The sequence below is a fragment of the Rhizobium sp. 768_B6_N1_8 genome, assembly GCF_051811225.1.
Taxonomy (GTDB): Bacteria; Pseudomonadota; Alphaproteobacteria; order Rhizobiales; family Rhizobiaceae; genus Rhizobium.
The window spans coordinates 1-19,010 of the sequence record NZ_JBPWPV010000003.1 but is presented as its reverse complement, the minus strand read 5'-3'; the positions used below and the strand labels follow the sequence as shown (position 1 = coordinate 19,010).

Annotated in this window: 17 protein-coding genes; 6 read left to right on the top strand and 11 right to left on the bottom strand. The window is 55.1% G+C overall.

Annotation, left to right across the window (positions count from 1 at the left end; translation table 11 throughout):
• Positions 1–74 precede the first annotated feature (74 nt).
• The 8 genes from AB8B33_RS34700 to AB8B33_RS34665 form a co-directional block, all read right to left on the bottom strand.
• A complete protein-coding gene (locus AB8B33_RS34700; protein WP_439018945.1) occupies positions 75–1,172 on the bottom strand; it encodes a ComEC/Rec2 family competence protein in 1,098 nt (365 codons plus the stop codon).
• Entirely contained in the window at positions 1,169–2,290 is a 1,122-nt protein-coding gene (locus AB8B33_RS34695) for a hypothetical protein (RefSeq protein WP_439018944.1), read from the bottom strand. Before AB8B33_RS34695 ends, AB8B33_RS34700 begins: the two co-directional genes overlap by 4 nt.
• A complete protein-coding gene (locus tag AB8B33_RS34690; protein WP_439018943.1) occupies positions 2,283–3,263 on the bottom strand; it encodes an AAA family ATPase in 981 nt (326 codons plus the stop codon). Before AB8B33_RS34690 ends, AB8B33_RS34695 begins: the two co-directional genes overlap by 8 nt.
• Before the next feature lie 14 nt (positions 3,264–3,277).
• A complete protein-coding gene (locus AB8B33_RS34685; RefSeq protein ID WP_439018942.1) occupies positions 3,278–5,176 on the bottom strand; it encodes a hypothetical protein in 1,899 nt (632 codons plus the stop codon).
• Entirely contained in the window at positions 5,173–8,247 is a 3,075-nt protein-coding gene (locus AB8B33_RS34680) for a hypothetical protein (RefSeq protein WP_439018941.1), read from the bottom strand. Before AB8B33_RS34680 ends, AB8B33_RS34685 begins: the two co-directional genes overlap by 4 nt.
• A gap of 370 nt (positions 8,248–8,617) precedes the next feature.
• A complete protein-coding gene (locus AB8B33_RS34675) occupies positions 8,618–9,292 on the bottom strand; it encodes an N-acetylmuramoyl-L-alanine amidase (protein ID WP_439018940.1) in 675 nt (224 codons plus the stop codon).
• 17 nt (positions 9,293–9,309) lie between these two features.
• Positions 9,310–9,891 (bottom strand): peptidoglycan recognition protein family protein, encoded by a 582-nt coding sequence (locus tag AB8B33_RS34670; protein WP_439018939.1) that lies wholly within the window; start codon positions 9,889–9,891, stop codon positions 9,310–9,312.
• A gap of 31 nt (positions 9,892–9,922) precedes the next feature.
• A complete protein-coding gene (locus tag AB8B33_RS34665; RefSeq protein WP_439018938.1) occupies positions 9,923–10,717 on the bottom strand; it encodes a hypothetical protein in 795 nt (264 codons plus the stop codon).
• 582 nt (positions 10,718–11,299) lie between these two features.
• Here AB8B33_RS34665 and AB8B33_RS34660 point away from each other — a divergent pair.
• The 3 genes from AB8B33_RS34660 (at position 11,300) to AB8B33_RS34650 (ending at position 13,684) form a co-directional block, all read left to right on the top strand.
• Positions 11,300–11,689 carry a hypothetical protein gene (locus tag AB8B33_RS34660; RefSeq protein WP_439018937.1) on the top strand — a complete coding sequence of 130 codons (390 nt, stop codon included), beginning with the start codon at positions 11,300–11,302 and terminating at the stop codon, positions 11,687–11,689.
• 5 nt (positions 11,690–11,694) lie between these two features.
• Complete coding sequence (locus AB8B33_RS34655) at positions 11,695–12,609, top strand: HEPN/Toprim-associated domain-containing protein (protein ID WP_439018936.1); 915 nt, start codon at positions 11,695–11,697, stop codon at positions 12,607–12,609.
• Positions 12,610–12,748: 139 nt separating this feature from the next.
• Positions 12,749–13,684 (top strand): DUF2971 domain-containing protein, encoded by a 936-nt coding sequence (locus tag AB8B33_RS34650; protein WP_439018935.1) that lies wholly within the window; start codon positions 12,749–12,751, stop codon positions 13,682–13,684.
• Positions 13,685–13,835: 151 nt separating this feature from the next.
• Here AB8B33_RS34650 and AB8B33_RS34645 read toward each other — a convergent pair whose 3' ends face one another.
• The gene (locus AB8B33_RS34645; protein WP_246648100.1) at positions 13,836–14,012 is read right to left on the bottom strand and encodes a helix-turn-helix domain-containing protein; all 177 of its coding nucleotides are present in this window, start codon (positions 14,010–14,012) and stop codon (positions 13,836–13,838) included.
• 93 nt (positions 14,013–14,105) lie between these two features.
• A complete protein-coding gene (locus AB8B33_RS34640; protein ID WP_439018934.1) occupies positions 14,106–14,903 on the bottom strand; it encodes an RHE_PE00001 family protein in 798 nt (265 codons plus the stop codon).
• 617 nt (positions 14,904–15,520) lie between these two features.
• Between AB8B33_RS34640 and AB8B33_RS34635 the strand changes: the two genes are divergently transcribed.
• The 3 genes from AB8B33_RS34635 (at position 15,521) to AB8B33_RS34625 (ending at position 18,243) form a co-directional block, all read left to right on the top strand.
• On the top strand, positions 15,521–16,579 hold the full coding sequence (locus tag AB8B33_RS34635) for a YaaC family protein (protein WP_439018933.1): 1,059 nt from the start codon (positions 15,521–15,523) through the stop codon (positions 16,577–16,579).
• 435 nt (positions 16,580–17,014) lie between these two features.
• Positions 17,015–17,524 carry a hypothetical protein gene (locus tag AB8B33_RS34630; protein WP_439018932.1) on the top strand — a complete coding sequence of 170 codons (510 nt, stop codon included), beginning with the start codon at positions 17,015–17,017 and terminating at the stop codon, positions 17,522–17,524.
• A complete protein-coding gene (locus AB8B33_RS34625) occupies positions 17,521–18,243 on the top strand; it encodes a hypothetical protein (RefSeq protein ID WP_439018931.1) in 723 nt (240 codons plus the stop codon). The genes AB8B33_RS34630 and AB8B33_RS34625 overlap by 4 nt, the downstream gene beginning before the upstream one ends.
• Before the next feature lie 107 nt (positions 18,244–18,350).
• Here AB8B33_RS34625 and AB8B33_RS34620 read toward each other — a convergent pair.
• The coding region (locus tag AB8B33_RS34620; RefSeq protein WP_439018930.1) for a Shedu immune nuclease family protein at positions 18,351–19,010 on the bottom strand (660 nt) is incomplete at its 5' end.

The following is a 19,010-nucleotide window of genomic DNA, read 5'->3' as shown; positions in this document are numbered from 1 at the left end:
CTATCTCCGGGCTGACCGACCAAGCGCATTCTGCACGTTCTGTGAACAAGCGCACGCATTCAGCGCCCATATGACTACACATTGATCGTCAAAGGCGTTTTTCCAGTACCATAGCAGGTCTCATACCCAAATTTTCGCTTGAGCTGGTCACCATCCCAGTGCTTGTTGACCGGTGAGCGATAGTTGAAAATGAGCGTCGTTCCCTTTTCCGCAGACAACACGATACGAGCGATCGCCTCAGAGTCGGGATGACCATGGCGTGACCCGTCGGTGGAAACAAGCCATCTAGGCGAAGACAGACGGGCGATGAGGGCTGAGGTATTGCTCTTCGCGCTGCCATGATGTGATACTTTGATCGCATCGAAGAAAACGCGTGCGTCACCGCTATAGTGCTTGAGCCCGTCGACAAGATCGTCGGGATGAGCGTCCGCAGCAAAGAGGATGCGCTTCATCGCCTTGCCGTCACTGATCTCCAGAACGAATGCGATGCTCGCCCCGTTTGGCAAAGTTTGATCCTCTAAATCTTCCTCCGCTGCAAGAACGGCCAAGTTGTCGATGGTAGGGACAGTTTTTGGTCTCGCGGCAAGTGTGGGCGGCAAGTTCAAGCCGCGGACGGCGGCAACCCACTGAGGATAGAACTTCGCAAGCTTTTGCTTGGGCGGCCCCAGCAATGTCAGCGACAGTCCATTGCACAGGTCAAACCGCGGAAGCGGCGACCCTTGCTCTATCATGATGGCCGCGCCCGCACTTTTCTGGTTCCAAGGTATTTGATGGGCTTGCACGAGCTGATGAAAATTAAGAGCCTGGGCGACATTCAGCGTACCAACCGGTGTCTTTTTGGGAATGGTGGCAGGTGGCGGCACGAACAAGCCGGCCGCCTTCTTGTGATGATCAAGACCGTTGAACCAGACCTCCCCGATCGTGACCGCCCCAGGCTTGGCGAGAAACGTCAACAGGCCCGCAATGTGGTCGGCATCGACATGCGTTAGCACCATCAGGTCGATTGTCGGTTTGCCGGCTCTGGCAGGCAGGTTTGCGAGAAAGTCGGGCAGCTCGATTTTCCCCGTCTGTGATCTCCCGCCATCGATCAGCAAACGAAAGTCTCGGGCTTCAACAAAAAGGCAGTCGCCATCGCGGGCGGGAAGCATGGTGATCGATGTCGCGCTTGTCATGCCCTTGTCCCCTGAAAAGCAGGATTTAGCACCGGGGCGGCAAACAGCTCCACCACAAGCGGTGCACCCAGGATGAGAAGATTGACGACCAGCAGCGCGATCAGCAGGTTCGTGTTCAGGAACCTGTATTCTATCTGCTGTTCCCTGAGGTTCTTAATGAAGGCCTCAAGCTCATCCATCCGCTGTCGCTGATGACGCGAGCGATCGGTCGATGATTGCTGCCATTGATCGAGGTCGTTTTGTGCTTGTGTGATCTGTTCTTCACGCGCCGCCCGACCTTCCGCTTCTCCAGACAGTTCCGATACGGTCTTTCTGAAGCTATGGGCGGGTACAATGCCAACGAAGATGAAGAGCGTTATCGACACGATCCATAAGATGAGGAACTGCGTTTTCCAGAGTGAGGCATACTCGCTCGCAAATCCGAAGCTCCATGCAATCCACCATCCTGCAAACCAGTAGCACATTATGAGCGGAGCGATGGCTGCAAAGGTCCTGATGTCACCAAGGACCCGAAGCGCGTCGCGGGCCTGTGGCGTAGATACCCCAGCGAGGCGGATACCATGTCGCGTCATGATGCGGTTCAGTTGGCCGAAACCCATTAATTGTCCGAGCAAGGTTCCAATCGGCCAGGCAATCAGGGGAACGCCGATCATGAGAAGCACTGCGAGTAGCTGGTCCGTGCCAACGGCTCCTTGCCAGGTCGCCAATGCGATGACGCCAACGAGCGAAATAATACCAATTGCCGCCGAGATGACTCTGGACCACCATTTAATTGATTGCCTGAAGTCGGCAAGGAAGATCCTGAGAATGCCCGGCTTGTTCGTTGGAAAAATGAAAGCAGCTCCGTCATCGAAATCCCTCAGGGCGTCTTCGAGTTTGTCGCCGAGCGCAACGGCACGCCAGCCGACGATGATGATTGGCAGGCCTGCCAGGAGCGGCATGACATCGACCGGAAAACCCGAAGCATCGGGACCCTGGATATAGCTCATCAACACCATAGTGCCGTACCAGACCAGTGCCCAGATGAAAGCACCGAAGATATAGGTCCACTTCTCTCGCCGAAAGTGATGCAAAAGAGGTTCAAGGCTCGTGGCCGAGCACCTCAGAATGTCAACCATTCGAAACTACCTTCAGGTCCGACTGCTGGAACAACGAGTTGATCCGCGGCAGCTTCTCGATATTGGGCCCTCGTTTGGCGGCAAGGGTGTCAACAAGATTGACTTCGGACTGCTCGGAATACTCACTTGCAAGGATAAGCCATTGCCAGAATTCCGCGATTGTCGGCTTTCTAGTAAGCCGCCCCTCCAATTCAGTCAGACTACTCCAGAAAGCCGCGCCAGCAGTGACCAGTTTACCGTCGTCGGGGCCACCAGGCGCATTCTTGCGGAATGCCCTCAAACGAGCCTCCAAGATCTTGGTTACATCGTCCAGGGAGATCTCGATGTGATGCGTAATGCAGCGGCGCAGAAAGGGGTCGGGCAAACGCCGCTCGGCATTTGATGTTATAACGATGATCGGGCGGACGGCGGGCGGACCAATTGTTTCCTCCGTCTCCAAGATCTTGAAGGTCATCTGGTCGAGCTGCTCGAGCAGATCGTTCGGGAAATCGCGAGGCGCTTTATCGACTTCATCAATCAGAACGACGTGTGGTTGCACCATGTCATTGTTATTGCGCCAGCCGAAAGCCCGTCCGAGTTCCCGAGACTCGACGTATTTCTTTTTGTCGATGACGATCCCTGACGCGATCTGGCTATCGCGGAACCACGAGACCGCATCGAAGTTGTAGCAAAGATCGCCTGCGCGCGAATCAGAGCGGACCTGAAACTTATGGAAATTCGTCTTCAAGAGGCCGAGTTGGTGCGCGATCCAGTATGCGGCTAGTGTCTTTCCGCAGCCCGGCTCTCCTGTCAAAAGCAATGGACGCCCGAGGCTTAGGGCGACATCTACCGCCTTTTCGAGTCCCGGCGACACAACATACGATCCGGCCCTTTGCTCGTTGAGCTCGAAGAACTGGCTCACTCGACGTTGGCGCTCCGCGAGTGTCTCTTTGCTGACTGAGGGGTCGCGAGTGATGAGACTGAAGCCTTCCATGATCTTTCCTCTTTCTAGACTGTCTTGAACCCTGCCAATTGACGCAGACTATCGACCAGGCGGCTGAAGACGCCCTCTGTGTTTTTCAGGATGCATTCTGTTCTGTCGTCCAGTTCCGTGATGTCGACGTCATAAAGCAGTCGATAGCGCGACAGGTGAGCACGGAGTTCTGCGGGTGGGACCGCTCCAAGACGAATGGGCTTTCGATCGGCAGGAAAAACGATTGGTTCTCCCACCTCGGTAACGAAACCAAAGGCCAGCGCGATCCTGGTCGGGCTCTTGATGATCGAAAGCTCACGGCAGATGGATGCCCAGAGACCGATGTAGGTTTGAACTAGCCCTGCATGTTTTGCGGTCAACGGACCGTGGAAGAAGGTCAGCACGCATCTCTGCCCTGGGGAGATTCTTCCGATTGCGCCAATGATCTCCGCTGTCGTCGCGCTTTCGATGACTTGCCCGTTGTCCAGTGCGATCATGATCGCTGCGCGAAGCTGTGGTTTCAGCTGGTCAACTTGTCCCGGGCGGACACCCTGCTGGAGATCGACGTCGATATAGATAGGGCGAAATCCCAAGAAATTGTCCGAAATGACGTCGCGCGTCCGCTCTGCGAACTGTACTGGCATCTCGTCGATCGATCCCGCCCACAAGAGTACGGTCGGCTCTGAGCTGCCAGAATCGTTCGCAAAATCCGCACTCAAGGTCTCCGTAATGTCATCGAGAGCTTCCCGCCGGTCGACCCGGCTCGGAAAGTCCCCCACTGCGTCATTGGCGCCGGCGGTATCTTTCGTTTCCCCGATGGCCGTCCATTCGGCATATTGTTCGGAAATCGCTATGGATGCCCAATGGCCGCTTTTGATCCAGTCAGCGGGGCAGTTAATGAGCGCTTCACGGATGGCGATCGGCGGAGCAAAGCCGTCTAGAATGATCGACTTCAAGGCCTTCTGAGCAAGGGTCTGGCTTGCGTCGATTCTCACGACCGTTCTCATGGCAATGACACAGGACGCATAGCTGGAAAACTCGACAAGCGCACTTTCCTGGCTTGCGGCGGCACCGAGACACGCGTTGAACCAAATCAATGGCGGAGTTCGGGTTGCCTCCAGCGTTGTGCCAATGCCGCCGGCAACAAGATCACTCACGGTTCGCCAACGATCTGCAGATTTCTCCCCGGGGCCGGTTTCAAATTCGAACGTTGTCCCCTGCCCCGGAGAGAAACCGTGTCCGTAAAAATAGATGATTTCAGGATAGAACTTCTCGGTCTTCATGACCCGTTCGTATTCACCAAAGGTTCTGACGCATCGAATGTTTTCGGGGACGCCGGAGGCGTCGTAGTGGGGCTGGAGGATCTCAAGAAGCGATTTTCGGTGCTCGGCGGCGCCAGTCTGATCCCTGACTCTCTTTTGCTTGACCTCAGGCATGACGAGCAGGATGCGGGGAGCGCGGGGCAAGCGGATCTTCTGGGAAGTGGAATTTTGCGGATTCGCATCGACAGTAATCGCGACGGGTCTCGCAAGTCCGAGTGCGAGAAAGCCTTTACCGGGATCGTTGCTGCGAGTGAGCATCGTCCAGGGGATCCTGGTAAGGAAGCTTACAAAATCATCATTGTCTGCTTGCGTGGCCTTGGGATCGAGGACAGGCACTATTCTGAGATGCGTGCCTACAGCGATCTCGCGATCGCCGAAAATACTCTTGCGAAGCGCCGCGCCAATCTTAAGCTGCTCGCTTAACCGCAAATCCCATTCACGCGCGGTTAGAAATCCCGTGTCCAGGTAGCTGTCGAGAAGGCTCTTCACGTCGGGTATCGTGCGATTTGCGATGTCCATATCGGGCTTAAGTGCCGTGGGAAACCATTTGTCGCCGATCCAAATGTCGATTGCGTCTCCGTTCTTGCAGAGTTTGATATCAAAGCGGGTCATGCGGGCGCCGATCCTACGCGGTCATTCTCAAAGGCTGGTTCGGAGGGAACTATTTTGTTCGTTGGGCTGTCGACCTCTTCAACGTCAGGGAGGTCGTAAACGAGTGGACGCACCTCTAGATACGAGCCGTTACGCATGATGATACGCCGCCGTTCCGCATTGATCGCAAGGACTGCTCGCCCGTCACGTGAAGGGTCAAGACTGGAGTCGAGCAATGAGACGGGTTCGAACTGTCCGGTACCATCCGAATCGAGACCGATTATATCGAACTCACCGTCAGCTCCTGTAACGGCAATCGATAACCCGGTGGTGCGGGAGCCGACCACAGCGGCCTTACGATCGGCGAACACGGTCAACCATCTTGGGCGCCAGGCAAGAAGATCAAATGATCGCAGAGGGAGACCTGGTCCAATACCGACACGCCCATCAGACAGGCCTACGACAACGCGCCGATCCCCGCTATCATCGACAAAGTCGCAGAGTGCAGAGACGGGCGCCGGAAAACTGGCGATAGGTTGTTGGTCGGCCGCGGAGGAAGTCAGCGAACGATCGTCACTTGAAAATTCAAAGACGTTGCCTTCGGTATCTCCGCAAAGGATGCTGCCGCGTTGCGAGAAAGCAATCGCTGTCAAAGCCTTGGCCGCCTGGTGGATTTCCGGGCGTTCGTCCGCCGATGTCGCGACGACGGCGATCTGAAGCGATCCCGCTCTTGCGTAGGCGATCCGTTTGCCGTCGGGGCTCAGGGCAACGAGCGGATCATGGCCTAGATCCGTTTCTGTCTTGATCTCCTGGAGCGCCATGTTCGGGATCAAGCCCTGTTCGCTCTCGTTACCCTTGAGCATCGTGAACAAACGTCCTGGACGTGCCGCTAGCACTCCTCCCTCCCCGTTTGAAAACATATAAACCTGCGTAAAATCCGAGGGCAAAATGTTGAAATTTGACAGCGGGGTTAGCTGCGTCATGGCTTGGCGTACACCGCGTACGGCGTCGACGCGACTGAAGGGCTCGGCGCCCCCCTTGTCGATCGTCAAAAACGACTGCCCTTCCGCAAAAAATGTGGCCAGCGGAGCAATCTGGCTGTTTGCCCTGATCCGCACCTCGGAAAGTCCAACTGACCAATTTGCGAACTGAGTTTCGTTGAGCGGAGGTGTGGAAGTTTGATCTGTTGGTAACACGCGAGGCAACTTTGGCGTCGCGCTTCGCAGGACGATGCTTCCGGGCTCTATCGCGGTCCCCGGTTGACGCAATCGGCCAACAAAATCGTCGAAGGCGTCCGCATCTATTATCCCACCGGCTTTGACATCGGCGAGATCTTGAAAGGCGCGGGCCTGCCTGAAGGTGAACAGTTCAGCTTGTGCGCGTGTATAGCGCCAGAGTTCACCTGCAGTGATTGACTGGGGTTCGTTTCCGAAGGCAGCATCGAACACCTCGAGGAATGCGACCTGAAGGTCTCGGGATAATTCGGAGGCTCTGGATAGTAAGTCACGCCGAATCTGCGGTGAAAAATGCAGCCCTTCGCGGCTGATCCAGCTTTCGGGTAGGGCCGACAACAGCGAGAAGGCCAATGCTTCCGAGGGTCCGGACAAGAGTGGGTGAGCCTTGCGGAGCTTTTCGGCAAGCGCAAACGACACCGGCTCGACCATCGCGCAGGCGATCGCCCATTCAATATGTGGCTGCGAAAGATGCCATGAAACCGCCTTCCCGCTTGAGGCAGATTTCGCTGCGCGCGTTGCTCCGCGATCCGGGGCGAAAGACGTCGCAAGGGCCTGGCGAAGAGCATAGCCGGTTGCCGGAAAAGGTCCCATGTCCTTCGTTTCGAACTTCACATGTCTGAAATCCCAAAGACGAGGATCAACGTAGTCGAATGCCAGGACCGGCCCTTGCTCTTGTTGAGCGACCAAGATCGCGATGTCACGGGTCGACAATCGTCGGAGGTTGGCGAAGACGGTTGTCAGCATCCAACCGGTTCGGTCTGCCAGCCCGGTCAAAGTCGCTTCGACCGTATCAGCGGACGTGTTGGCGTAGGAAGACGGCCGCGAAAGCGAGCTGTAAAACGGCAATATCTCGACGCGGAGCCCACGCTTTTCGAGCGCGACCTGAAATTCCGTCGCGAGTGTATTCCAATGACGGCCGTCGGCGGCGCAGTCGACAAGCACGGCGACCGTCGGTAGCTCTTTGCGCTTCTGGAATACAAGACTATCCATCTCACCCCGAACGCGCCGACCCACCGTTGAACGCAAATCGAGATCAGTCCTGACGCGATCAGTTTGGCGATAGCTGATCAGTTCAACGATTTCCGAGGCGAGTGCCGGGTCTAGAAATGGCGGCGGCGGGCCGCCAAGCGATCCTACCCTGAAAACTGATTCATCACCGGTGACTGCGCGACGAGTGATAAAAGGTTCGCGAGGCCCCACGCCAGTATCCGGTTTCTTGATTGTCAGCCGCAATGCGATCAAGACCAGCACGACAGCCGAGGCCGCAAGAAAAGAGACCACTGCGTGACGCACCAAAAGCGCCACCTGAAGCCCCTCCGAATCTGGTCCCTCTTTCAAGAGACCGGTTCCGAGGGGATCATGAAATGCTCCTGCCAGGCCGGTAAGAATTGCGTTGAACTGATCGGAGATCGTGTCGATCAAGCCCGAAAACGCGAGCGACAGCGCACAAAGTGCAAGGACGACACCCAAGCTCCAAAGGATTCGAACGGTAATCTTGGTCGTCAGGACTGTTCCCAGGATCCTTGCAACCGTTTCCCAAATCGTCTCTGGCGGCCGACGGGGTCGCGGCTTGGGAAGAACTATGGGTGGGGATGCCGTCGCCGAGGGACGCTCGCCCTCTTCCGGCCCAGGCGACGCGATGATTTCGGCCAGAAGACGGGAGACGATCAGCCTTTGCTCTCGGCGCTTGGCAAAGATCGGCAAGACGATTTGTTCAAGCTCGCTGTCGGTCCATGTCTCCTGTGTGCGAAGAGCCGCCATCGCCTGTTCGATTTCGACCACGCCAGCGCGAATCCGAAGTTCGCGCAAACGCCAAGTCAAGACTTGGACGACAACATTGGCCGTGCGTGTTTTCATGTCTTATCGCGCCCTCCCGGCCGAGAAGGGGAGTTGACGCGAAAAGCCAGCGTAGCGTGCGCTGATCACTGGTAGACGAATGCCGCTCATCTGACCCCCCAGCGACTATTCTTTGTTTACTTCACCCGACGTGAACATAGCATTAGAAATTTTGGGTTGTCGTCGGAAATTCTACTTTTGGTACACATTTGGTGGTGGAGATGACTGCAAAAAGGCGCATGATATCTTGTCGCGCAGAAGCGCTTCCCGGCGGTGCGGCGATTGACGAAAGAGATACCGCGCGCTTTCTCGATCGGCAAAGCGATCAGGCTTGGGGGAAGCGGTCAACAATGAGGGTGTTCACGACTTCCTTCGCACATCTGCATATGAACTACGTACTCCGGGGGCGCTCGAACGGTGTTGGCGGCCCCATCGCCGCCGGGCCGGCCATCGCCACCGGCGCGGTAATGGCAAGGTCATCTGCATAGTTTTTGGCGAGAGCGAAGACAGCACTCCATTTCAGGTTCCCCGGGTCCCAGTGTTCGTCGGGCTTCGGGCAATCTCCATGCCCGAACCAGCCTGCCTTTTTGCCGTAGAAGCCCGAGGATCGGTGTGGGTTGTCACCGGATTTTCCCCAGTCACCATCCTTCCAGGGATGCTCCAAGGGGATACCGTATTCCTTCCAGCAGACTGCCATGAGCGAAGCGAGCGCATCAAGAGTGTCGTCGTCGGGAAGCCATGGTGTTTCCTTTGAGTATCCGACCATTTCGATTTGGACGATTGCCTTGTTGTTGTGCGCCCTGATGGCGGCTCCGATGGTTCCGACCTGAACAAGTTGCGCGATCCGAACCTTTCCTTGCGTTGCGTCCATCCCGAGGATGAAATGGGGGGCATAGTGGCGCTTGAACACCGCCATGCTCCCTTCCCAACCGCCTTCCGTCGTATGCAAAACGCCGGCCCGAGGTGATTTCGCGTCAAATGCTTGATTGAAGTGCGGAATGCCTCCGACATGTGTAATTGGAAATCGCCCGGCCTGATCGAGCCACGGTTTGACAAAGAAAGCCATCGCGAATCCTCCCGGGGTCAGCCGTGCGTGTGATGGTCGTCAGATGCAAAGCTGAGCTCGATGGTTGGAACGGGTTTGAGGCTAGCCTCTTTCTTTCGAACCTCGGCGACGAAATTCTTCCACCCATCCGGCTTTTCACGAAGGATCCGCGGGCAATTCTTTCCCGACCAGTCATGATGTTGGAAGAGCCCGCCGCTGTCGATGTCGATCCTGAGCCGCTTAGCAAGAACCGCGACTAGCAGAGCAGCTCGGTCGTAGGCGGCCGGAACGTTGAGATCGGAATTCATGCAGATCTCGATGCCAATGCTCGAGGTATTGCCCTGCTTCGTCCCGCTGTGCCAGGCGATCTCGTTTGTCGGGATGCTCTGGTATACGAATTTGTCATCCACCGTGTAATGCCAGGATACTTGGCGTTTCTGCGCATCCGGGCCCTTCATGTATCGTGCATGAGCTGCCGCATTGGCACCTTTGGCGTCATTGTCTGTATTGTGGATCGTGATCGACGATGCGACTAGTCGGTTGCCGGGTCGATTACTGTTACCGACCGGTACGAAGTCCTGAACGATGTTGAGTGCGGCGTATGCTTCATCGACTTGCATTCTCCCCTCCGTTGACAGATACGCGAACCGATCAGGCTGGCGTGTTTTTGAAGAAATCCCAGATTTCCTTCGGCGCCCCATCCCAGCACCAGAAGCTATAGGCTGAGAGTTTCTTCGCCTTTACGAGCGAGATAAACTTAGCAGCCGCCTGGACACAGGTTTGTGTGTCTGGCAGCGGAAGGTCTTCGTTGACGGTGATATTGCCTGTGGGCTTGAACCGGTCAGCAAACGCCGTAGGCGTTTCCAAGAGATCACCATAGTCCTTGGCAGACTTATTGAATCGTCGATCAACAGTCGCGCTCTGGTAATAAACCTGTGGGCAGAGATCCTGTATTTTGTCGAGGAACGGCGCGAAGGGCAGGTCTTTATGGAGGGAAGGCTGATCGTGGCTTGAAAAGCCAAGCCCGAGCCCACGATTGCGAGTCTCGTCCGCGATACGTCCGACATAGGTGTTCGCTTCGCTTAAACCGCCGCGAAACCGTGGGCTCTCATGTGTGCGCTCGACATCCAGGATAACACCATCGAGGTGGGCATCCGCCGCCCATTTGATTACACTGACCGCCTCCGCTTTCGCCGCCTGCCTGTCCTCACAAAACGGTACATGCCATCCCCAGAGCTCAACCCCCGCCGCCTTCAAGGCCGTGCGAACAGTTTGCAGCTCTGGAACCGAAAGGTTCGGATCGATTGTCCGCCCGCGTCCGATGCGGATCCACAGTGCTGCAAGGTTAGAAGTTGTCGCTCTTTGAACAAAAAGGTCACGGCCGTCGCTTTTCAGAACGGCTTTCAAATTTGTAATGAAGATACTTCGCCCGATCATACGCTTCACGAACATAGCCCCTCTATGGCTCGTAAAGTTTCCACGCCGAATAGTATTCTCAATCTTAGGGAAAGCAACCGAGATTCTTCATTCTACTTTATCTCGTGGTCATCGTTTTGATATATTTGGAATAAATCGCGTTTCGACGTGAACCGTTTACTTCAACGCCCCGTTGATCAGATTTGCCAAACTAACTTACTGAGGCCTGACATCAGGCGGGGCTGCGCCGTCGGTGGCCTTGGATACTGCTAGTTCTTTCTGCGGTGGCGGAGAAACTCGCAACTTGCCGCCTATCCATCGAGATCGCGATCGTCGTATCATCAACCGACACTTTGATGAAGCGACGCACATATCCGCGAAGTCCGCAACTATTCTTTGCAGATGCGGGCGTTTCACGCACATTTCTGACAGGATTAACCAAAGCGGACAGGGTCGTGTTGCGGGCGCAGTTAAGCGACCAGTTTGCCGATGTTCACCTTTGTGCTCACCTTGGTTTTCAGTAGGGCAGTCACCATTGGCTTGACGGTGAATTGGTGCAGTGCTGCGCGCTTGGTGAGATCGCGAAGATAAGGTATTGCGATCATCGCGGCGATGATAGGTGCCGGCGCCGCGCTGTTCGGTCAGCTTTTGTCTGGGATGATCGGCATCTACAAGGATGTCTATCTCGACAGCCGCAAGTCGAGAAGGAGCGCCCGGTTCCTAGCCCTTCAACTCGTCCTCATTTTGGATGACTTCTGCAGCATGTGCTACGGCGCGGCGATGAACAACGTGCCAGAGATAAGCCCGTCTGACGGGATGGATTTTCACTTCCGGACCGAAACGCCCGACCTCAAGCTTCCTGAGGAAGCCGAGTGGGAACTTCTTGATACCAAGCTCACCGATGAAGTCTTGTGGTTGGAAAACACGCTTATGAACGTTCGAGGAGCCCACAGCTCGCTCGACGCCTACCTTCCAATCACGATTTCTCATTTGATGAGCTGAAGGTATTGCTGCTAGCCGCTGATTTTACTCAGGCTGCGATTGGCCCTCTTTTGCCAAGTGAAAATTTGGCGGAGTTTCTAGCCGCCACTGCCCTGTGCCATATCCCCGAGACGGTTGATCGCCTCCAACACGAATCCGATTTGAATGACGGCGAGGTAAGCGGACTAAGCGCCTACACAGTGATCCGTTTGCTAGCGGACAACCCAACTGCGCGCGATCTGCCAGTTACGTGGCAATTTTCGGACGTCTTGGAAGGTGGCTGGGTATCGCGTGACGTAATCCTTGCACCCGTCGCGCAGGGGAAAAGGTTCTTGGTTGTGACGGAGGGGTCGTCCGACGTGCAAGTCATCAAGCATGCACTCCATTTACTTCGGCCCGATCTCTCAGACTTCTTTGACTTCGTAGACATGCATGACAATTATCCATTTTCGGGCACTGGAAACTTATACAATTTTGTCCGCGGTCTTATTAGCATTCGAATCCAGAACAATATTCTGGTTTTATTCGACAATGACGCAGAAGGGGTGTTCAATTTTGAACGTTCCTCTCGGCTAAACACTTTGCCGAACATGCGGATCATGAAGCTGCCAGATAGGCCAAGGTTTGTGAAGTTCCGCACGATAGGCCCAACTGGAGAGCAGATAGCCAATATTAATGGGAAGGCGGCAGCGATTGAGCGTTATCTCGACATAAGTCGAGCGCCGGTTGTTCGGTGGACCAGCTACGATCAGCGGCGAGATTGTTATCAAGGACACCTTGTGGAGAAAGAGACGTTTTCCAAGGAGTTTTTGTCCCAAAAGGCGTTAGTTGATGGTTATGATTATTCAGGGCTTCAAAATGTCTTGGACATGCTGCTCCGAGAGTGCATCTCGATCAACGAAGAGAACAGTGCGACGGCCTTGGAAAGTGGAAGCTTCTGAGTGGATGGTATCGACGCGAGTGACGGCAGGCCCCAGACGCTGCCACGGTATGGGCTGATCCCGATTGCGTCGTTAGCTTGTTTATCTTCTATCAAACGGAGGCGTGCCATATAGCGCCCTCAAACTTGAGTCGTTACTAATGAAAATGCTTTTCAAATACTTCCCAGCGGAATCAATCGAACACGTTTTTATTCGCGACGAACATGTGGGCATCAAGTGCTCGTTGCCACAGGATTATAACGACCCTTTCGAGCTATTCCTTGGCGTCGATCTCGATCAAGAGACCGAATTACTGGCGACATATCGTGAGGTGGTCGAGGAAATTCCCGCGCAACTGACGACGTGCTTTTCCAAATCACCGGTGGTCGCACCTATGTGGGCGCACTATGCGAACAACCATAGTGGATATGTCATCGGTTTTGATGTTGTGCAATTTCAAGAGCTGTTTCCCGAAATCCTGATCCACGACATTACATACGCAGATCGGCCGAGTGAGACCCTCGTCGGATTCACTCAGATGGCCGCGCAACGAAAAAAACCTAGGGACGCTGCTCATCTGAGGAATGCCGTGAGATTCCACGGCTATTTCACGAAGTATCTTGAGTGGAGCTATGAGCAAGAGGCCCGTGCCGTGAATTTCGAGGAGTATGTCGAGGATGTGAACGGCTACAAAATCCTCTACGTTCCTAAACAGTGTATCGCGGCTATTATTTCGGGCGCCAAGTCGTCGCTCCAAACAAGACAAGCCCTCACAGAGGCGGCAAGCGAACTTGACGCTCAATTCTACAACGAAAGAATTGGTCGCAGTTTCCCGACCCCATACCTTGTGCCGGATGGAGGAAACCCCAGTGTATTTGCGGGCGGGGAGATTGGCGATGCCGTTGGTATTTGTCGCGAATGTTCAGAGCCGCTGAGAGTGGCCGGCCATCTGTGCCCGTGGTGTTCTATCAATGAATCACATCAGCTGGCAGCAGCTGCAGGTAACCCATTCAGGATTCTTGATAGCTATGGTTTGCTTGATGAATATCTCGAAAAATTTCCGACAAGACCGCACAAGCCTTACGTAGACAGATAGCGCACCAACCGTTTCTTGCTTTCAAGGAAGCGTAAAATCTCATAGGCTGACCACACGTGATTTAGATCAGCCCGGTAAGCGGAGCGCCAAACACTGGGGTCGCCGCGTTCACCGAGGTATTTGCTCCTGAGGGACACCAAGAGCAATGGGCTCACAAAAGTCCCCATGCCCGAAACCTCCCCCTGCCCGTCATCTCTCGAAGGGGCAATTGCGCCGCCAAGTGGCGCGCCCCCTGCGGGGTGAAACCGAGTTCCCGTGCGATCAGGTTCGCAGAAACGATCGGCTTTGCAACGACCAGATCGATCAGCCGCGACAGCTTCGAGTTCATGCTCCTCGCTGAGGCCTGGCGGTCAAGCTGCTGCCGGGCAAGGTGGATGCTCCCTCATCCCTAGTTCCGCGGCTGACGTGAACGCGTCGAGCATCACCATGATCCCATGATCCGCATCATTTGGTTCCCCGCACGCCGCCGTTCCCGCTGCACGCTACGCAGCCCGACATTGAGTGGCGGCAGGTGTGCGGGCGCCGTACCGGCGCGGCGCAGAAGTGAGGCGACCAGTTGACGACCGAGCTCGGTGCGATGCTGAAGTACCTCGATCGCGTTCCACGCATCGAGCAGCAGTGCGGCTCGCAATACCGGTGGAAGACCCTCGGTCTCGATAGACAGCGTGCGCCATTCATCTAGCCTCTCGTATTCGTCCCAGCCGGCCTCGTAGACAAGCGGGTCGCGCTCGGCAGTCGGTCGGGGGATAGTCAATCCGTCGAGAACAGCAGTGCTGCGCGCCAGCACCGCGTCAATCTCGGCGAAACTATCGTCGTCACCTCGATCATCCGGCGCAAGATCGTCGTTGTCTGCGTCGCCCGCGAACGCGAAACCTGGCGTCCGTGGACCGGGATCGTTGCCCACCCCGCCCCTGCCCCGCAGCCGGGCAACGCCGACGGCGCTTAGTGCCCATTCGGGAGGGTGCGCGAAAATCTGCCGGCGGGCGCGCAGAATAGAGTGGGCGATGGTCAGTTCGTGGGTCGGGGTGCGGATGTCGAGGCGGGCGTCGTGCAAGACGATGTCTTCGAGGTGGACGAGTTCGCCGTCAATCCACAGCGAAGCAATGGCGTCGGCAAAATTCAGCCGCACGAGAAAGCCGTCGCGAATTGGCGATCGGTCGATGCGCGCGTCAAGTCGCGCCAGGGCTTCTCCTGCCCGGGCGGTCGTGTTGTTTTGCATTCAATCGCAAGACTCCGCATCCAATAGTTTCAACAAGATAGCGCGGCACTTAAATTGAGATCGGGCAGTTAATTTGAGATTCGCCGGTCCGATTTGGCACTTAGTGTGAGATTCACCGCGTAGAAAAAGATGACCACCGATGGCCAAGCTTAATCGGAAAATGCGAAATATTACAGAACGTTATTTCCGAACCAGAGAGAGCGTCAAGCGCCGAAAATGGAACCGGCGAATCTCAAATTAAGTGCCATGAGCTGCCGAAACGGGCGCATTCTTACAGTTAAATCCCAAACGACAGAGTTGGCGGATGTCCTGAAGCGAGAGCTGATCGATCGACTTACCGCGCATGTCTTATTGCCTTGTTCTTTCAATTCCAACTGCGGGGTCAGATGCACCCGTATCTTTTCATCACTGCTATTCTTTCGAAGCCACGCGGGCGTTTTAGTCGCCTCGAAAGGTGTTGGACCGCAGCATTCGACGCGCAGATGATCGGAAGAAATTGTGCGCTCTAGCCGGGTTCATCGGTCGGCCCAATCCTAGCAGCAGAGGTTTATTTGGCGAGCATTGCGTTTGCCAACATCTCTGCTACCTCTTCTTTACATAAAAGGGACGGGGATTCGATGGCAACGGACGATCTTTTTTTGAGCAAAGGGAAACCTTTACTCATGCGCCGCTCCGTCGTCGCGCCGGATTGGAACGAAGAAAAAGTTCTTACGTCCGATATCTGGATGTACGTGGACCTCTGGCTCCGACGGAACGCCGGGAAAACCGAGGCGGTCTTTTATTGGGATCAAGCTCGCGAATTCTACCGGGCCTCTCTAAACCTGCCCGTCACTGCCTCTCCATTGACTTTGTATTATTGTTTCTTGAACGCCACAAAAGCCCTCCTGTCGGCCAAAAAAATCCGCTTCGAAGACCGGCATGGCTTGACCGGCTCCAGCGAGGCGGGGAAAGCGAGTATTGCTAAGGAGAGGGTCACGCTGAAAGGTGCAGGCGTGCTTCCTTCTCTCATTGCGTACTACGGCGACGCTATGACGAACGACACCTATTCCCTGAAAGATATGCTGTATAATCTCGCGTTTGTTCACCGCGCCTACTGTTTGTCGTACGAGGAGAAGTATCTGTTTTTCTCGCTCGACAATTGCCGCTATGTCAGAGCAACCGATTCCACCGAATCGTGGGTCACAGCGAATTTGGAAGATCATTTTGATGACCTACGAATCCTGGCCACATTGACGCCAGGCTTCGAAAAGGACGCAGGCTTCGCAGATGAGCTTGTCGTCCGAAAAAAGAAACGTTTCCGCTGGAAAAATGGCGCTGCCCAACAGGATAACAATCTGAAACGACTGACAAGCTATCACGGCAGACTACGCCGTGACATTACCTACATCGCAGGCGTTGGGCGTTGGTATCTAAAGCGCAGACTTGCCACGGCCACGATCATCGATCGACACGCCCCCACACTGATCTTTGCATCCATGCATCGGCTGAGTGAATTATCGAGATACGATCCTTTGCGACTTTCGAAATTGCTCGAAAGCCAGCGGAACTGGCTCTTGGCCGAGTTCATTAAGACCGCACCCATCCAGTTTCTCGACGAGATAGCCTGCGAGTTAACTGGCCAAGAAATCTTCGTTCCCGGGATTCATAGCGGCAGCCTTCTGAGTGTTACTTCATAGCGCCGCGCGCAACGGCGAGAGGATTGGATCCAAAATCGGAGGACACTTATCGCATGCTTCGATGGTTCCGCACCCATCCCAGTCTACCCGCGTCGCCTTGCGGAAACAAATACGAGAGAATGGTCTGAATTCGATCCACCTCACGCCGTTCAAGGAAAGAGCAACCCGGCGTCGCGATGGTATTTCCGCGTTTTGCGTTCCGGCGCGATTGACGCTGCAATCATGGTAGGGGCTCGCATTGATGACGACAGGGATATTTTGGTCGCTATCGAACCCCTTGAGCCTCGAATATTTGAAATGGCGCCCGGTATGGGAGAGATTGCCTTCGCAATCGGCTCCGGCGGCCCATTTGTCGTTTAAGTGCCCTAGAAGCTCTGGAAGACGTGCGTTTGACCGGCGGGTGTCGAGAAAACTGGTTAATGGTGTCCGAAATTAATGATCAAAAAGCGCCGGAAGTCATTTGAGCGAGCTCACGGCTTGCTGGAAGAGTTGAGGAGTGTTCGCGCTGCTTTGGGCGACGGAACATTGCCCACACGGGCGACGCTGCAACCGCTCTGGATTTTGCAGCGTTTGTTGGTGAAGGAGATTACGCGCGCTGAACGAAAAGTCCGCCGGATCAAAGCAGTTCTGAGATCAAAGTCGGAGGAGGAGGCTGCGGATAGGGTATCCTCGCTACTGACGCAGATCGAGGGCTATCGCCATCTCACTTACATGTGGCGGTCATTCGGCGACGCGGTCGCCTTCCTGTTCCTGGACAAATTTGCCCTAAAGCAGGTGTTTTACAACACACAGAATAGAAACGCGAAGCAGGACGCCGGCTTTCTCTCGGACAAGTCGGGTTTCGCCGGTGAATGGAAGAGGTCGAACGATGGATCCGTCAAGGTGTACCAGCTTTGCTCTGCGACCTCACGAACACGATCCGGCATGGGGACGTGTGCGTCATGACTGGGCCGGATCCCGTTCTCATTGAGGTTAAGCTTGGCAAATTAGATGGCCGCGGAAGGGAACAGCGCGATTCAATTCGCCAGCTCACGGAATTCTTCGAAACCGATGCAAGCACCGGTCTGCGCGGCCTCGGAGAAATCCGCAGGACGGCCCACCAAACTCCGGAACTAAGCTACGCCAGTGCGATGGAACAGACGATGATCGTCGCGTTGAAAACAGGCGCCGCAGTTAGCTCTCCTGAGAGCGGCCTATGGTATCTTGCGGTAGCCGATGAGCAAGTTGACATAAACGCGTCGATCGAAGGGCTCGGCCTCAGGAGACCGATTGCCTATCCACTTAATGAAGTGAAGTCAGCTCGGTCTTGGGCTCCTTACACACCTTTCATCCTATCATTTAGAGATCAGCGCGCGGTTTTTCGATTCCTCTGGGGCGATGTCCTGACCTTCGTGATCTACGACCTTGAGGAACTGGTGAGCGCTTCGACGCAGCGCGGTCTCGAGATAGACCTTTTTTCGCGCGAGCAGGAAGCGGCATTCGAACTGAGGGAACCTGGCAGCGGACGGAACATCCGTCTTGCATGGCAGATGCTGGATCGACTGGCTCTTGAGTTCACCTCTCCCATGTGGCTGCTATCGGCCGCCATCGAACGACTTGACGCACAGGAGCCGTTATCATCGGCAGGCCCGCTCCGCGAACTCGTTGGAGATCTATCTCAGTGAGTAGTCTCCCTTTGCATCATCATTTTTGTTGCGCGAGCATCCAAGGATAGTGGCTCTGCGCAATACTCTGACGGAACCGGCCTCTAAGTCCTGTCTGGGTGTATCATCTATGCTAGGGCCGCTCTCCTCTGCGACAATGAAGCGATTATGTTGTCCAAACGCCGAAGGAGATCATCATAGGTCAAGATGTCCATCATATTTGCATACTTGCGCTTGATGACCTCGAGATCAAATTTTTGTTGCTCCGAAAAGGCGGGCGCGCCCGAGTGCCGCATGTCGCGCCCCAATAAAAGCAATGCTTTTGGATTTGTAATCCGGATCTGCATAGCGGGTGGAAGCTGCTTTGCATGACGTTTGGTGAGTTCCGCCTCGCCATCGACGCCCCATTTTGAAAGATGGAACAGATACTTCTCCGCCTGCATGATCGCCCCAGATAGTTCCTTTGACGGAATACTGTTGCCCCGATAAAGGCTCTTACTCAGCAATGCGTCATCGAAAGGCTTTTTCACCTCGACAACGTCAAGATTGCCGCCCGCATCAATGAGACAGACATCGATAAAGCGCTTTTTCTTTTGCCCGGGAGCAGAGTAGGCATCAATAATTTGCACATTCTCCAAGACTGCGACGTACTTTGGAAGCAACAAAAGGACCACCTTTAGTATCAGCCTTTGCCAATCCTTCTCGGAGTAACTCGCAGAGCTAGCAAGCCAGCCAGAAATCATTTCCCGTAGAAGCTGATACTTACCTAGCTCGGCTTCGATCAATTC

Bases quoted from the DNA above. Each gene is read 5' to 3' on its own strand.
- AB8B33_RS34680 (WP_439018941.1), bottom strand. From the start codon at position 8,247: ATGAAAACACGCACGGCCAATGTTGTCGTCCAAGTCTTGACTTGGCGT.
- AB8B33_RS34640 (WP_439018934.1), bottom strand. From the start codon at position 14,903: ATGCAAAACAACACGACCGCCCGGGCAGGAGAAGCCCTGGCGCGACTT.
- AB8B33_RS34625 (WP_439018931.1), top strand. From the start codon at position 17,521: ATGACTGGGCCGGATCCCGTTCTCATTGAGGTTAAGCTTGGCAAATTA.
- AB8B33_RS34670 (WP_439018939.1), bottom strand. From the start codon at position 9,891: ATGCAAGTCGATGAAGCATACGCCGCACTCAACATCGTTCAGGACTTC.
- AB8B33_RS34695 (WP_439018944.1), bottom strand. From the start codon at position 2,290: ATGGTTGACATTCTGAGGTGCTCGGCCACGAGCCTTGAACCTCTTTTG.
- AB8B33_RS34645 (WP_246648100.1), bottom strand. From the start codon at position 14,012: ATGAACTCGAAGCTGTCGCGGCTGATCGATCTGGTCGTTGCAAAGCCG.
- AB8B33_RS34690 (WP_439018943.1), bottom strand. From the start codon at position 3,263: ATGGAAGGCTTCAGTCTCATCACTCGCGACCCCTCAGTCAGCAAAGAG.
- AB8B33_RS34700 (WP_439018945.1), bottom strand. From the start codon at position 1,172: ATGACAAGCGCGACATCGATCACCATGCTTCCCGCCCGCGATGGCGAC.
- AB8B33_RS34675 (WP_439018940.1), bottom strand. From the start codon at position 9,292: ATGGCTTTCTTTGTCAAACCGTGGCTCGATCAGGCCGGGCGATTTCCA.
- AB8B33_RS34650 (WP_439018935.1), top strand. From the start codon at position 12,749: ATGAAAATGCTTTTCAAATACTTCCCAGCGGAATCAATCGAACACGTT.
- AB8B33_RS34685 (WP_439018942.1), bottom strand. From the start codon at position 5,176: ATGACCCGCTTTGATATCAAACTCTGCAAGAACGGAGACGCAATCGAC.
- AB8B33_RS34635 (WP_439018933.1), top strand. From the start codon at position 15,521: ATGGCAACGGACGATCTTTTTTTGAGCAAAGGGAAACCTTTACTCATG.
- AB8B33_RS34660 (WP_439018937.1), top strand. From the start codon at position 11,300: ATGATAGGTGCCGGCGCCGCGCTGTTCGGTCAGCTTTTGTCTGGGATG.
- AB8B33_RS34630 (WP_439018932.1), top strand. From the start codon at position 17,015: ATGATCAAAAAGCGCCGGAAGTCATTTGAGCGAGCTCACGGCTTGCTG.